Genomic DNA, 13,939 nt, shown 5'->3' on the forward strand with positions numbered 1-13,939 from the left:
GAAGGACAGATGCATGACGAGGTCCGGCGACAAGACAGCTGATGCAGACATTTCCCTGACGGCAACTCTGAAAACGGTGATCTCCTCAACCAGGGACCAACGCGTCGCAGAGGATTTTCTGTTTCTGGAGTTGTGGGAACGCACCCCAACCCCCGGCCCCGCCGCCGCGCTGCGGATCCAGCAGATCCGGCGGGCCAATCCCGAACTTGCGGCGGCAATCCGTCACGAGGTCGGCAACCCGGCACATGACGGCTCGGCACGCCGGGCGTAAATGAGGGAAGGCTACTTTTTGAATGCTGGGCCATGGGCGTGTTGCCGGCACCGCACATGGTCCAGCACAACAAAATTTTTGCGCCGCTTTTTTTAAAAAGCGGCCGCTTTCTTCTCTCCAAGAAAGCGAGAGCGTTTCCGGGCCTTAGACGCCGCCTGTCCGGGTTCCGCCGCGGCTTCGGGGACAATCCCGACCTGCTGGAAGACCGGCAGGCGCGTGGTGATGAAACGCTCCAGGGCCTGGCCCAGCGTGGCCCGCATGCCGGCCGGATCGATTGGCTTGCCGTCCTGCTGCGGCAGCAGCCCGCGCGCCAGGAGCATTGCCATCAGACGGTCGATGGCCGGCGCCAGATCATCCGGCATCCCGGCGGAAAACTCCTCGAACACCATCGTCTCGAACGTGTCCGCCGGCAGCCCAGTGCCGAGTTTTGGCGCCACCAGACATTTGAGGGCGCCCCCGTGGCGGTTATGCTGGCCGATCACGCGGTTGAGCGCGGCAGCCCGCGCCATCTGCGCCCGCGTCTGTGGAGGCAGCTGCGGATGGGCCAGCTCGGTCTCGCACAACACGCTGACAACCTCCCTGGTCGTGGCCAGGTCACCGAGGTTCCGGCGCAATTCTCCCACGGAGAGCGGCCCCGCGTGCAGCCGCCCCCGTACCGCACCGTAGACATTGCTGTCGAGCGTCCGGCTGGTGCCGCCACCGGTGGCGATGGTGATGTCCGCTTCGTCCTTGCCGCAAAAATCCGTGAGCACGATCTCGTCGAGCAGCGCCGTGACCTCGCCCTCGAGCGGCTTTTCGGCGCCGCGGCGAAAGAGGTCACGGCGGAGGGTGCGTGAGGCGCCGAGATCACGCAGCGCCTCCTTCATGCGCGCATCTCCCGTCTGCGCGATGGTCGCGGCGATGTTCGGCGGCACGGACAGCGCGTCAAAATTTTCGAGCAGCGTGGCGCTGCCGATGAAGCCGCATTTCGCCTCCGCCAGGTCGCGCGCCACGGCGTCAGGTGACATCGGGTCCCAGGTCGCGTGCAGCAGCTCATGGGCCAGGTAATGCGGGTCCTTCTTGCCCAAATAGTCCAGCCGCGCCGCCACGAGGGGATTATGCGCGAAGAAGGCGGCATCGCTGCGGATCAGCTCGTTCAGGAAGCCGAGCCCGCCTGAGATCACCTCCTCGACCGGACCGGGCCGGATTTCGCTGTACAGCCGCATCAGCCGCTGGACCGGCACCATCGCCGCCCAGCCAGCGAGTGCGTTGTAACTCAGATACACCACACCGCCGGGCGCCAGCCGGTCGCGGATGAACTGGAGCAGCAGCGCCCGCTGCGTCGAGGACACCCAGCTCCATACGCCCTGCAGCACGATGAAGTCCATCTGCGGCAACGCCTCGCGCGGCGCCGCCGCCAGCTCCGCGAAGGAGGTCTCGGCGAACACCACGTTGCCGATGCCCGCTTGCTCCGCCATGGTCCGCGCATTGTCGATATGCGCCGGGCTGAAGTCGAAGGCGAACACCTCCGCCTGCGGATGACAAGCGGCCACACCGAGCGCCGTAAATCCCTGACCGCAGCCGAGATCGCACCAGCGGAACCGGCGATCGATGCGCGGCGGCCGGTGCCCGCTCAGCAGCGTGGCCAGCGACAGCCAGGCCGGCGTCATGTGGCGGTAAAATTCCGTGGTGTAGGTCGCATCAGCCCGGTAGCCGTCGGTCCAGTCAGTCATCTTCGTCCATCCGCTTTAGTGCTCCGCACATGCACCACACGCCGCGCAAACACCAGACGAACGCGGCGTCGCCGCCGGACGCGGCGCCGGCGGCGTCTGGCTCCCGGCCACAGGGAGGCGGGCCAAAACGTGGGCGGTTCAAGCAGATCGCGCCGCGTGCACCGGTATACATGAACAATCCACAAGCTTATCCAGATTTCTGTGGATATTGCTTTATCAAAACAACTTCGGGGCGAGCGCGGCTGCACGCGTCCGGCGGCCGATATTGGACCGGGACTCCCAGACATCGTAGCCTCATCGGCATGAACGATCCCCTCCTTCTGCCCAGGGAATGTGGAGCTCCGTGAGAGATGCCTGACAAGCTCCACGCGTTCACCCACGATCACGTCTTCCGCCTCATCTACAAGGACTTGATTCCATGCTGACACCAAACAAGGCCCCCGCTCCCGCCACGCCTGACGGGTTGCAAGCTGACCCGTCACCGGCGGCGGCGCAAAATCTTGAGGGGGCTCCGCTCCCCAACATCGTCGTGGTCGGCGGCGGCGCTGCAGGGCTCGAGCTGGTGACCCGGCTCGGCGATCGCCTGGGCCGGCATGGACGGGCACGCATCACGCTGGCGGAACGCGCCCGCACCCATCTCTGGAAGCCCTTGCTGCACGAAGTGGCCGCCGGCAGCCTCGACCCTAACGTCCATGAGGTGAACTACCTCGCGCAGGCGCACTGGCATGGCTTTCGCTATCGGTTAGGCGAAATGGTCGGGCTCGATCGCAGCGCCAAAAAAGTCCACCTTGGCGCCACGCTCGATGACGAGGGGCGCGAGATCACACCGCCGCGTTCCATCGATTACGACATTCTGGTGGTCGCGATCGGCAGCGTGACCAATGATTTCGGCACCCAGGGCGCCGCTGACCATGCGGTGCGGCTGGAAACACCGGCCCAGGCAGCACGCTTCAACCGGCGGCTTGTCAACGCCTGCCTGCGCGCGCAGACGCAGGCCGAGCCGATCCGGCCGGGTCAGCTGCATGTCGCCATCATCGGCGCCGGGGCGACCGGCACGGAACTCGCGGCCGAATTGCACCGGACCCTGCGCGAGGTGATCGCCCACGGGCTCGACCGCATCGACCCGGAACGCGACATCCGCATCGTGCTGATCGAGGCGGCGGACCGCCTCCTCCCGGCTTTGCCGGAACGGATCTCCAAAGCCACACGCCGCCTGCTCGAACGCATGGGCGTCGAAGTCCAGACCAGCGCGCGGGTGAAGGAAGTGACGAGCGAGGGCGTCCGGCTCGCGGACGATTCCTTCATTCCCGCCGAGCTGGTGGTGTGGGCGGCGGGCGTCAAAGCCCCCGAAGTGTTGCGCGATCTCGACGGGCTGGAGGTCAACCGCCTCAACCAGCTGGTGGTCGAACCGACCTTGCAGACGACCAGCGACCCCAGCATCTTCGCGATGGGCGATTGCGCCGCTTGCCCTATGCCCGGCGACTCAGGTTTCGTGCCGCCGCGCGCGCAGGCCGCGCATCAGCAGGCCGATCATATGCTGGCGCAGATCGAGAAACGGCTCCGCGGCCAGGAGTTGCAGCCGTTCGTTTACCGGGATTTCGGCTCGCTGGTCTCGCTTGGCCACCACAGCACCGTCGGTAACCTGATGGGCTCCCTCTTCGGCCGCGGCGTTTTCATCGAAGGCCTGTTCGCGCGGATGATGTATCACTCGATGCGCGTGATGCATGAACGCGCGCTGAACGGCACGCGCTACGCCCTGCTCAGTTTCCTCTCGCGCGGCCTGTCGCGGCGCACGGGGCCGTCGGTGAAACTGCATTAGTGAGCAGCTTCCATACAAAACAAGGAGTACGCGTCAATGAAGCACCTAACCATCCATCTCTCCGGTGAGGACATTGGATGATGCCGCCGATTGATGTGGTGATCTATCACAACCCGAACTGCGGCACGTCGCGGAACACGCTGGCGATGATCCGCAATGCCGGGATCGAGCCGCGTGTGATCGAGTACCTGAAAACCCCGCCGGCGCGCGACCTGCTGGCGCAGCTTATCGCACGTGCCGGGCTGACCCCGCGCGCGCTTCTGCGCCAGAAGGGCACGCCGTATGACGCGCTCGGCCTGGCCGGTGCCAGCCTGAGCGACGGGCAGCTGCTCGACGCCATGATGGCGCATCCCATCCTGATCAACCGGCCGCTCGTCGTCACACCGCTGGGCGTCAAACTGTGCCGCCCCGCCGAGAGCGTGCTGGACATCCTGCCGCAACCCCAGCAAGACCCCGCATAGCCAGATCGCTTGAAAGCGCAAGGGAAGGCTTCTTTTTGTGAACAAAAAGAAGCAAAAAAACTTTGTTATGCTGGGCCATGGGCTTTGTCAGTGCCAACGCCCATGGCCCAGCATAACAAAAGTTTTTGCGCCGCTTTTTTCAAAAAGCGGCCACTTTCCTACAGCCTTTCAAGCCATATCACTCGAGGATACCCAGGATGCTGGCGTTCGCCATCTTCATCGTCACGCTCGTCTTCGTCATCTGGCAGCCGCGCGGCCTCGGCATCGGCTGGAGCGCCATGGGCGGCGCCGTCCTGGCGTTGCTCACCGGCGTCATCGGCTGGCACGACGTGCCGGTGGTCTGGCATATCGTCTGGGACGCGACCATCACCTTCGTCGCCCTGATCATCATTTCGCTGCTCCTCGATGAGGCCGGTTTTTTCCAATGGGCCGCCTTGCACATCGCACGCTGGGGTGATGGCAGGGGGCGACGGCTGTTTCCGCTCATCATCGTGCTGGGCGCGGTGAGCGCGGCGTTCTTCGCCAATGACGGCGCAGCACTTCTGCTGACGCCGATCGTCGTGGCGATTCTGCTCCGGCTGGATTTTACGCCGCCGCAAACCCTGGCCTTCGTGGTGGCGACCGGTTTTGTCGCCGACACCACCAGCCTGCCGCTGATCATCTCGAACCTCGTCAACATTGTCAGCGCCAACTATTTTCACATCACCTTCAACCGTTATGCCGCGGTCATGGTGCCCGTCGATGTCGTCTCCCTGGTGGCGACGATCGGTGTCCTTTGGCTGATGTTCGGACGGAAAGTTCCGGCACGTTATGCCTTGGCAAACCTTGAAAACCCCGCGCACGCCATCCATGACCATTTGATCTTCCGGGCGGCATTTCCGGTTTTGGCACTGCTCCTCGGCGCCTATTTCGTTCTGGCGCCACTGGGCGTTCCCGTCTCGGTGGTGACCGGCGCCGGCGCGATCATCCTCCTGTTTCTGGCCGGGCGTTGGCATCAGGGAGGGCGCGGCGCGCGCATCTCCGTGGCAAAAGTGCTGCGCGGGGCGCCCTGGCAGATCGTGATTTTCTCGCTGGGCATGTATCTGGTGGTCTACGGGCTGCGCAATGCCGGACTGACCAACCATCTGGCCGACGCCCTGGTGTGGCTCAGCGCGCAAAGCCCTTGGGCGGCGGCGCTCGGCACCGGCTTCGGCGCCGCCATCCTCTCCTCGGTCATGAACAATTTGCCCAGCATCCTGATCGGCACGCTGGCCATCGAGCAGGCCCATGCGGTGCCCGCGCTGACGCGCGAGCTGATGATCTATGCCAACATCATCGGCTGCGATCTCGGCCCCAAATTCACCCCGATCGGCAGCCTGGCCACCTTGCTCTGGCTCAATATCCTGGGGCGCAAAGGCATCCGCATCGGCTGGGGCCAATATATGCGGGTGGGGCTGATGATCACCCCGCCCGTTTTGTTTGTCGTTCTGACCGCGCTGACGCTCTGGCTGTCGATTTTGGGCGCGAGCTGAGCGGGGAACAAACGTCTCGGAAGCGCAGGGGAAGACTTCTTTTTGTGAACGAAAAGAAGCAAAAAAACTTTATGAATCTGGGCCATGGGCGTTGTCGGTGACAACGCCCATGGCCCAGCGGGCCCAAAAGTTTTTGCGCCGCATTTCACATCTCCAGACCGGGCCTCTATGATGGGGCGTCATGACAGACGACATTCCTGCCGGCGCCAGCACCGCGCCGTCCACCGCGCGTAACCGCGGTCCCATCCTCTCGGTATTGAAGCCCCGCCTGCCAAGCCGCGGCTTCGTGCTCGAAATCGCCGCCGGCGCCGGCGAGCATGCCGTCTACAACGCCGCCGCCCTGCCCGGCCTGCAATGGCAACCAACCGACCCTTCGCCCGAGGCCCTTGCCAGCATCGCCGCCTGGCGCGACCATGCCGCCCTGCCGAACCTGCTGGCGCCGCTGCGGCTCGATGCGGCCACGCCGGACACGTGGCCGGTTGACCGGGCGGACGCGATCGTCAACATCAATATGATCCACATCTCGCCGTGGTCGGCGACCCAGGGCCTCATGGAAGGCGCTGGCCGCCTGCTGCCGAGCGGTGGCCTCCTCTTTCTCTACGGCCCTTACATCGAGCCCGATATCGAGACCGTTGCCTCCAACCTGTCTTTCGATCTGAGCTTGAAGACGCGCAATCCGGCTTGGGGACTGCGCCGCCTGGACGAGGTGACGGCGCTGGCCGCCCAGCATCGCCTCGAACTGTCCGAGCGTATCTCGATGCCGGCCAATAACCTCGCGCTCATATTCAAAAAAGCGCCGAGCTGATCAGATGGAGGAAAGTGGCCGCTTTTTGAAAAAAGCGGCGCAAAAACTTTATTTATGCTGGGCCATGGGCTGTGTCTGCGACAACGCCCATGGCCCAGCATAAATAAAGTTTTTTTGCTACTTTTTGTTCACAAAAAGTAGCCCTCCCCTTTCCTTCCCACACCGCTCGCAGGGATGAAACCGCCAGAAAATTTAACACGCGAAAACTTCGTGCCCACTCGCGCGCCGGGGCTGCAGCAGTGCGGCGATCAGTTTCCGGCGCTGTGGAAGCCAGCGCCTTCCGCTTCCATCCGGCAAGCGTACGCCCCGCTGCCTTTACCATATTTGGCGGCGTCGGGCAGGAGATAGACGAGCTTTGATCCAGACAGCCAGACAATCGTGTCCCCAGGGCAATGATGGGCCGCGTCGACAGCGGTGCGGAACCGGTGGGATTCGCCAAGCCCAGTCGTCGCTCCCTGCTGCTCATTCATGGCGGATGGTGTCATGTGCTGCGCCGGCGCCGTGGTTTGCGCGCCGAGCGCGGAGGGAATCGCCAAGGCGAGGGTTACCCACAGCGTTTCAATCAGTGAGAGCTTCATGGCGTCCGCCCTATCATTTTGGCTGTTAAACGAATAGCGATCTCACAAGTCTCTTGATCACGCATTGATACCGATCAAGCACAAGCTCGGCTCCCCGTGTCATCTCAGAGAAGCCGTCGCACCTTATCGGTGGCTGCGGCCCTGCCATTCCTCCGGCGCTCTACCAATGGGCCGGCCTTAAGAAAGGGACCTCAACGAGAACGGCGCGCCCCCTTTGCTAACTCCTCTTCCGTGACGCTGGCGAAGCTGTCCGCGTCATAGATATGGATTTCCGTCACCCCTTGAGCATGTAGCTCCTGCACAATGTTCATGGCCTCTTCGGGCTCACGTTTCGCGAGCCATGATTTTGCGTTTTTGAGCTTCCCAACCTCAATCAGAAACTTCATGACAGAGCCCCCCTTTTGTGCCCATGTAAAACACTCTTTTCTAGCAAAAACAATGGGTTTTTCGAATGATACCTCAGGTGTGACGAAGGAAAAAACTGGAGCACTTTGAATTCATTATTGTTTTGATCGTGCAAACGGACGGCGTCCGACCGGTCACACTGCCTGAACTCCGACCTTGTTTGCACGAGCAATGGCACGGCTCAATTCAACCATCGCGCGATTCAATTTCAAGCCATATCGCGCTAGAAGCTCATCAGGATCATCAAAATTGGAGAAATCTCATGTCACGCATCGTCCGCTTCCATAAAACCGGCGGTCCGGAAGTGCTCGAAATCGAAAATATCGATCTCGGTGCTCCCGGGCCGGGAGAGGTCAAAATTCGCGTTCATGCGCTGGGCCTCAACCGGGCCGAGTCCATGTTTCGGTCCGGCGCCTATCTGGAAACGCCCTCTTTCCCGGCCCGGCTTGGCTATGAAGCCGCCGGGGAGATCCAGGCCGTCGGGTCGGGCGTACAGGGTCTGTCCGTCGGCGATGCCGTCAGCACGATACCGGCTTTTTCGATGAACCAATATGGCGTGTATGGCGATACCGCGATCGTTCCTGCGCACGCTGTCGCCAAACATCCCGGCAATCTTTCCTGGTCGGAAGCGGCCGCCATCTGGATGCAATATTTGACCGCCTATGGCGCCCTTGTCGACCAGGCGACCATAACGGCCAGAGACGCCGTGATCATTCCCGCGGCGTCGAGCAGCGTCGGCTTGGCTGCCATCCAGATCGTCAATCATCTCGGGGGCATCTCAATCGCGACGACCCGGACCCACGCCAAACGCGCTGAACTGCTGAAGGCCGGCGCCCAACATGTGATCGTCACCTCTGAGCAGGACCTCGCCCGCGAAGTTATGACCATAACCTCCGGGCGGGGCGCGAAAGTCAGCTTCGATCCCGTGGCGGGCCCGACCCTGAACGACCTCGCCGCGGCGTCGGCCGAACAAGGCACCATCTTTCTCTACGGCGCGCTGTCGCCTGAGCCGACCCCTTTCCCCCTATTTCCGGCACTTGCCAAAAATCTAACCCTGCGCGGCTATACGCTTTTTTCCATCACGAAGCGCCCCGACGCTCTAGAAAAGGGCAAAAAATTCGTGCTCGACGGTCTTGCCTCAGGCGCGCTCAAGCCCATCATCGCCAAGACCTTTCCGCTCGAACAAATCGTCGAAGCGCATCGCTACCTTGAATCGAACGAACAGATTGGCAAGATTATCGTAACTGTATCGTAAAGGAACCCAGCGAAGAGGAAGGCTACTTTTTGTGAACAAAAAGTAGCAAAAAAACTTTATTAATCTGGGCTATGGGCGTTGTCCGCGACAACGCCCATAGCCCAGATTCGCCAAAAATTTTTGCGCCGCTTTTTTTAAAAAGCGGCCACTTTCTAACATTTCGCGCCCAGGAGAGAGCGCGCAAATAATTTCAGTTACGTGAAGAATGTTTCCACGCCCTGTTACCGCGTGGCCCGATCGCCTAGGTTGCGCCGCCTCCCGGCTCCGGACTCTGCTGTATAGCCACCCTTTCACAAGGTTAACATGTCATTCGAAGCGCTTGACTCGCCGAAACTACGCTCTTTCCACCGCCGCCTCACCATTCTCTCCGCCGCCGGCATGTTCCTCGATGGATTCGACCTCACCGTCATCGCCGTCGCGCTGCCGTTCCTGGTGAAGAAATGGGCGATCGGGCCGGGCCTCACCGGCGTGGTGGCGTCCTCCGCCGTGGTTGGCATGTTCTTCGGCGCTCTGGTGCTCGGCCATCTCACCGACCGGATCGGTCGCAAGGCGATGTATGTGGTTGATCTCATCTGCTTCGTGGTGTTCGCCGCACTCACGGCGGTGTCACAGAATGTGTGGGAGTTCATTGCCTTCCGCTTCCTGCTCGGCGTCGGCATCGGCGCGGATTATCCGATCTCCTCGACGCTGCTGGCGGAATTCGTGCCCGCGGCGCGGCGCGGCGCGTTTGTCACGGCGGTCGGTTCCAGCTGGTTTTTGGGCGCGGTCTGCGCCTATCTCGCCGGTTATCTGCTCCTGCCGCTCGGGCCCGATGCCTGGCGCTGGATGCTCGTCCTCGGTGCTGCGATCGCGCTGGTGGTGATCTGCTTCCGTGCGGCAATTCCGGAGTCGCCGCGCTGGCTTGCTGCGCAGGGACGCCACGACGAGGCGGGCAAATTGCTGTTGGCGCTGAGCGGCGAGACCGGCACGACCACCGCCGAGCCGTCCCAGCCCTGGCTGTCGCTGTTTAAATCGCCGTTGCTGCGCCTGACGATTTTCGTCGCCGGCTTCTGGTTCTGCTACGACGTCGCGTTCTACGGCATCTCCATCTACACCCCGACGATCCTGAAGAATTTCACCGCCGGCTCGGCGAGTGCCGCCTATCTCGGCGCCGCCATCGTCTCGGCGCTCGGCCTGCTGGGCGCTGTGATCGGCGTGTTCCTGGTCGACGGCTGGGGACGCCGGAAGCTGATCATTTTCTCCTTCGCCGGGCTGACGCTGATGCTGATCGCCTTGGCGGTGGAGCCGAAACCGGCTCTGGTGATTCTGGTCCTGCTGTTCGGCCTCGCCACCCTGTTTTCGAATATGGGGCCCGGCGTGCTGAACTTCGTCTACCCCACCGAGATTTTCCCCACCGGCGTGCGCGCCGGCGCGACCGGCTTTGGCACCGCCATCAGCCGTGTCGGCGCAATCCTGGCGATTCTCGTGTTTCCGCGTCTGGTGCATGACTGGGGCCTGCAAGCAGCGCTCTGGCTGTTCGTCGTCGCGGCCGCCGTGGGACTTGTCATCTGCATCGCGATGGCGCCGGAGACGAAGCGGCGCACGCTGGAAGAACTCAACCGGCGCGGCGGGGACAACGCATCGGTTATGGCCGGCAACGCCAAGCAGCGGGCGTCACTCTAGCAAGAAAGCAGCCGCTTTTTGAAAAAAGCGGCGCAAAAACTTTTACTCCGCTGGGCCGTGGGCGTTGTCCAGGACAACGCCCACGGCCCAAATTAACAAAGTTTTTTTGCTACTTTTTGTTCACAAAAAGTAGCCTTTCTCTTCATAGCAAAGCCACCGCCTCACCGGCATCGAGCGAGCGCAGCACCGCAAGAGCCATTCCGACCAGCCGCACGCCGTCCTCGCCTGTCGGCAAGACGGCTGAGCGAGACCGCACTTCCGCTGAGAACGCCGCGATCTCGCGACCATAAAGATCGGTTGGCGCGAAACGCCGCTCTGTCCCGCCCGCTGCCGTGGTCACGGTCACCACATGCTCTGCCGCAAGGCGCAACGGCCCGGTACGGATCAGCCCCTTGGTGCCCATGATGGTCAGCGCGTTATTGCCGAATGGCGCTTCCCGGCTGATTCGGATGACACTTTGGCAGCCCTGCGCCATACGCCCGAGAATGCTAAGCGAATCCTCGCTATCATCCGCTCGCCCCCGGTGGCCTAGCGCATACAGGCTGCGCCACTCATCGCCTAGCAGCCAGGCCACGAGGTCAAGCAGGTGCACGCCAGTGTCGTAGAGAATGCTGCCGCCTTTGGCACGCTCGCGCCGCCACGCCCCCGGCTGGTCGAGCCCCGAGTTCCGCTCGATATCGAGCATCAGCGGGTTGCCGATCTCCCCCGTGGCGATCACTGCACGGATGTGCAGAAGCGCCTCCTCAAGCCGGAACTGCAGCCCCATCCGCAGCAGCACGCCCGCCGCTTCGCAGGCTTGCTGCATCGCCGCCGCGTCTTCCAGTGAAAGCGCCAGCGGCTTCTCGCACAACACATGCTTGCCGGCGCGCGCCGCCGCGATCACGGCCCGGCGATGCTCGCCGTTTGGCGTGGCGACAAAGACGGCGTCAACCTCCGGATCGTCGGCCAGCGCCTCCACTGTCTCATGGGCACGCGGCACAGCGAAGTCCGCCGCGAACCGGCGCGCGTCCTCGAGATCGCGGGTCGCACAAGCGGTGATGATGGCGCCGGCGCGGCGCATCGCGGGCGCGATCTGCGATCGTACGAATCCACCCAGACCAACAACACCCCAGCGCAATGGTAGCGTTGATAACGACACGTCAGAATAACCTGACACAGAATTGCGTGTTTTGTCCATAATGTAACCAATATATGAACAAACACTGAGCGCGCCAATCTACGCTCTGTTGTTTTGCATCATAAATCGGCCGAAAAATAACTTGGCACGGACATTGCTCATTCGATCCTCGATAAGCCGCTTGCCCGTTTCCTCAGGAGTCCGCTCATGTATGTCCTAAACCAGCTCCCCGCCCCCATCGACGCCCATTTGCTGGAGCTGCTCCGCAAGGCGGAACCTGCCACCATCGGCCATTTCCGCCATGTTGGCTTCATGGATTCTGGCATCCGCGCCTGGTTCCCGGATGTCCGCATCGCCGGCACGGCCGTCACTGTGCAAGCACCCGGCCCGGACGCCACGGTGATCCATTATGCGATCGGCCAGGCTCGCCCGGGCGACATTCTGGTGATCGACCGCTGTGGCGACATGAAGCATGCGAGCCTCGGCGGCGCCGTCGCCTACGCCGCCCGCAAGGCCGGCGTCGCCGGCATCGTCGTTGACGGCATGGTCACCGATATCGGCGAGCTGCGCCAATACGGCGTGCCTGTTTGGTCGCGCGGCCTCTCCCCGGTCACGGTGAAGCTCCTCGGTTTCGGCGGCGGCTTCTGCGTGCCGGTCTCCTGTGGCGGTGTCGCCGTCGCCCCGGGCGATGCGGTCTTCGCCGACGAGAACGGTATTCTGGTGCTGCCGCCCGCCGAGATCGAAGCCGCCGCGACGCGCGCCATCGGCATGCAGAACGCCGAGAAGCAGACGCTGGCCCGTGTCGATGCCGGCGAGAAATACCCCGACATCATCGGCTCCACTGCCATCATCGAAAAGATCATGGCGGCACAATGATGAACAGCACCCCCCTGCCCGTCACCGCGGACGACGTCTATCCGAAGATCGGCCGCCGCATCGTGCCGCTGCTCACCTTGCTCTTCGTCTCCGCTTGGCTCGATCGCGTGAATATCGGCTTTGCGAAATTGCAAATGCAGCACGATCTCGCTTTGAGCAATGCAGCCTTCGGCTTCGGCGCCGGCATCTTCTTCATCGGCTATCTGATTTTTGAAGTGCCCAGCAACCTGCTGCTCGAACGGATCGGCGCCCGCAAAACCATGGCCCGCATCACCATCCTGTGGGGCATCACCACGATGGCGACGATGTTCGTGAAATCGGCGCTCGCCTTCTACATCCTGCGCTTCCTGCTCGGCGGCTTCGAGGCCGGGCTCTATCCCGGCGTCATCCTGTTCCTCACCTACTGGTTCCCGCAGCGGCGGCGCGCTCAGATGGTGGGCTTTTTCATGACCTCCGTGCCGATCGCCGGAATCCTCGGCGGGCCCGTCGGCGGCTGGATCATGGGTCACATGGGCGGGGTCGCCGGCCACACCAACTGGCAATGGCTGTTCATTCTCGAAGGTCTGCCCTCGATTATGCTCGGCATCTTCACCCTGTTCTATCTCGATGACAAGCCTGAGCAGGCGCGTTGGCTGACGGAGGCGGAAAAGCGCGCGGTCATGACGGACCTGCAAAAGGACGTCAGCCCCGTCAGCGCGCGCAAGCACAAATTCCTCGACGCGGTAAAAACGCCGCAGATCTGGCTTCTGGCTCTGATCTATTTCTGCCTGGTCAGTGCCAACCCGACGCTCGGCTTCTGGTCGCCGACCATCATCAAGGGCATGGGCGTTCACAGCGACTTCACCATCGGCCTCCTCGCGGCACTGCCCTACACCGTCGGCGTCATCGTCACGATCCTGGTGGGCCGCCACTCGGACCGCCATCTCGAACGCCGCTACCATTGCGGCCTCGCGACTCTCGCCGCCGCCGCCGGCCTGGTGCTGATCGGCGTGCTGGCGTCCCACCCGGTGCTCTCCTTCCTCGCGCTGATCCTCGCAGTCGCTGGCGTCCTCAGCGCCTTCGCGCCGTTCTGGCAGATGCCAACCATGATACTCTCCGGCAGCGCCGCCGCCGGCGGCATCGCGCTGATCAACTCCTTCGGCAATCTCTCCGGCTTCGTCGGCCCCTACCTGGTCGGCTGGCTGAGGGATGTCACCGGCACGACCGCCACCGGGCTTTATGCCGTGGCCGGTTTTGAACTCTTCTGTACCCTGCTGATCCTGAGCTTCATTCCCCGCACACGGCCACACAACGTACCTCAGGGCATTCGCGAGGAGATCGTTTCCTCCTAATACCAACGGCGGCAGTTTTTGACTCGTGTGGGATTCCCAATATCCGCATGATGTGATTCGCTCCTCTCTCATCGGTTCGGGGGGTGGCATGGCCGTTTCAATTACGCGGATGGAGTTGGATGCCTCGGGACTGCGC

The 13,939-nt window shown here is 62.6% G+C and carries 13 protein-coding genes; 9 read left to right on the top strand and 4 right to left on the bottom strand.

The genetic code is table 11. The features are described 5' to 3' along the window. The first annotated feature begins 13 nt into the window (after positions 1-13). On the top strand, positions 14-271 hold the full coding sequence (locus VGG47_RS00710) for a hypothetical protein (protein WP_331534934.1): 258 nt from the start codon (positions 14-16) through the stop codon (positions 269-271). 92 nt (positions 272-363) lie between these two features. On the opposite strand, the gene VGG47_RS00715 is transcribed toward VGG47_RS00710, so the two are convergent. Then, entirely contained in the window at positions 364-1,983 is a 1,620-nt protein-coding gene (locus VGG47_RS00715) for a class I SAM-dependent methyltransferase (RefSeq protein WP_331534935.1), read from the bottom strand. Positions 1,984-2,401: 418 nt separating this feature from the next. Between VGG47_RS00715 and VGG47_RS00720 the strand changes: the two genes are divergently transcribed. The 4 genes from VGG47_RS00720 (at position 2,402) to VGG47_RS00735 (ending at position 6,579) form a co-directional block, all read left to right on the top strand. After that, positions 2,402-3,802 carry an NAD(P)/FAD-dependent oxidoreductase gene (locus tag VGG47_RS00720; protein WP_331534936.1) on the top strand — a complete coding sequence of 467 codons (1,401 nt, stop codon included), beginning with the start codon at positions 2,402-2,404 and terminating at the stop codon, positions 3,800-3,802. Positions 3,803-3,879: 77 nt separating this feature from the next. Beyond that, the gene (gene arsC / locus VGG47_RS00725; RefSeq protein ID WP_408841235.1) at positions 3,880-4,263 is read left to right on the top strand and encodes an arsenate reductase (glutaredoxin); all 384 of its coding nucleotides are present in this window, start codon (positions 3,880-3,882) and stop codon (positions 4,261-4,263) included. Positions 4,264-4,460: 197 nt separating this feature from the next. Then, positions 4,461-5,774: an arsenic transporter gene (locus tag VGG47_RS00730; RefSeq protein ID WP_331534937.1), complete on the top strand. Its 1,314-nt coding sequence runs from the start codon at positions 4,461-4,463 to the stop codon at positions 5,772-5,774. A 181-nt stretch (positions 5,775-5,955) separates the two neighbouring features. After that, positions 5,956-6,579, top strand: a complete 624-nt coding sequence (locus tag VGG47_RS00735) for a DUF938 domain-containing protein (RefSeq protein WP_331534938.1) — start codon at positions 5,956-5,958, stop codon at positions 6,577-6,579. 248 nt (positions 6,580-6,827) lie between these two features. Here the strand turns inward: VGG47_RS00735 and VGG47_RS00740 are convergent, their stop codons facing one another. Both VGG47_RS00740 and VGG47_RS00745 read right to left on the bottom strand, forming a co-directional pair. Further along, the gene (locus VGG47_RS00740) at positions 6,828-7,157 is read right to left on the bottom strand and encodes a hypothetical protein (RefSeq protein WP_331534939.1); all 330 of its coding nucleotides are present in this window, start codon (positions 7,155-7,157) and stop codon (positions 6,828-6,830) included. Positions 7,158-7,348: 191 nt separating this feature from the next. Next, a complete protein-coding gene (locus tag VGG47_RS00745; RefSeq protein ID WP_331534940.1) occupies positions 7,349-7,543 on the bottom strand; it encodes a hypothetical protein in 195 nt (64 codons plus the stop codon). 281 nt (positions 7,544-7,824) lie between these two features. Between VGG47_RS00745 and VGG47_RS00750 the strand changes: the two genes are divergently transcribed. Both VGG47_RS00750 and VGG47_RS00755 read left to right on the top strand, forming a co-directional pair. After that, positions 7,825-8,817, top strand: coding sequence for a zinc-dependent alcohol dehydrogenase family protein (locus VGG47_RS00750; protein ID WP_331534941.1), 993 nt, complete (start codon positions 7,825-7,827; stop codon positions 8,815-8,817). A 303-nt stretch (positions 8,818-9,120) separates the two neighbouring features. Then, positions 9,121-10,479: an MFS transporter gene (locus tag VGG47_RS00755; protein ID WP_331534942.1), complete on the top strand. Its 1,359-nt coding sequence runs from the start codon at positions 9,121-9,123 to the stop codon at positions 10,477-10,479. A gap of 142 nt (positions 10,480-10,621) precedes the next feature. Here VGG47_RS00755 and VGG47_RS00760 read toward each other — a convergent pair whose 3' ends face one another. Continuing rightward, positions 10,622-11,617, bottom strand: coding sequence for a Gfo/Idh/MocA family protein (locus VGG47_RS00760; RefSeq protein WP_331534943.1), 996 nt, complete (start codon positions 11,615-11,617; stop codon positions 10,622-10,624). A 186-nt stretch (positions 11,618-11,803) separates the two neighbouring features. On the opposite strand from VGG47_RS00760, the gene VGG47_RS00765 reads away from it, so the two are divergent. After that, positions 11,804-12,472, top strand: coding sequence for an RraA family protein (locus VGG47_RS00765; RefSeq protein WP_331534944.1), 669 nt, complete (start codon positions 11,804-11,806; stop codon positions 12,470-12,472). Then, a complete protein-coding gene (locus VGG47_RS00770; RefSeq protein WP_331534945.1) occupies positions 12,469-13,803 on the top strand; it encodes an MFS transporter in 1,335 nt (444 codons plus the stop codon). Before VGG47_RS00765 ends, VGG47_RS00770 begins: the two co-directional genes overlap by 4 nt. Positions 13,804-13,939 lie beyond the last annotated feature (136 nt).

This window comes from Acidocella sp., from assembly GCF_036489515.1.
In the GTDB taxonomy this organism is placed as follows: domain Bacteria; phylum Pseudomonadota; class Alphaproteobacteria; order Acetobacterales; family Acetobacteraceae; genus Acidocella.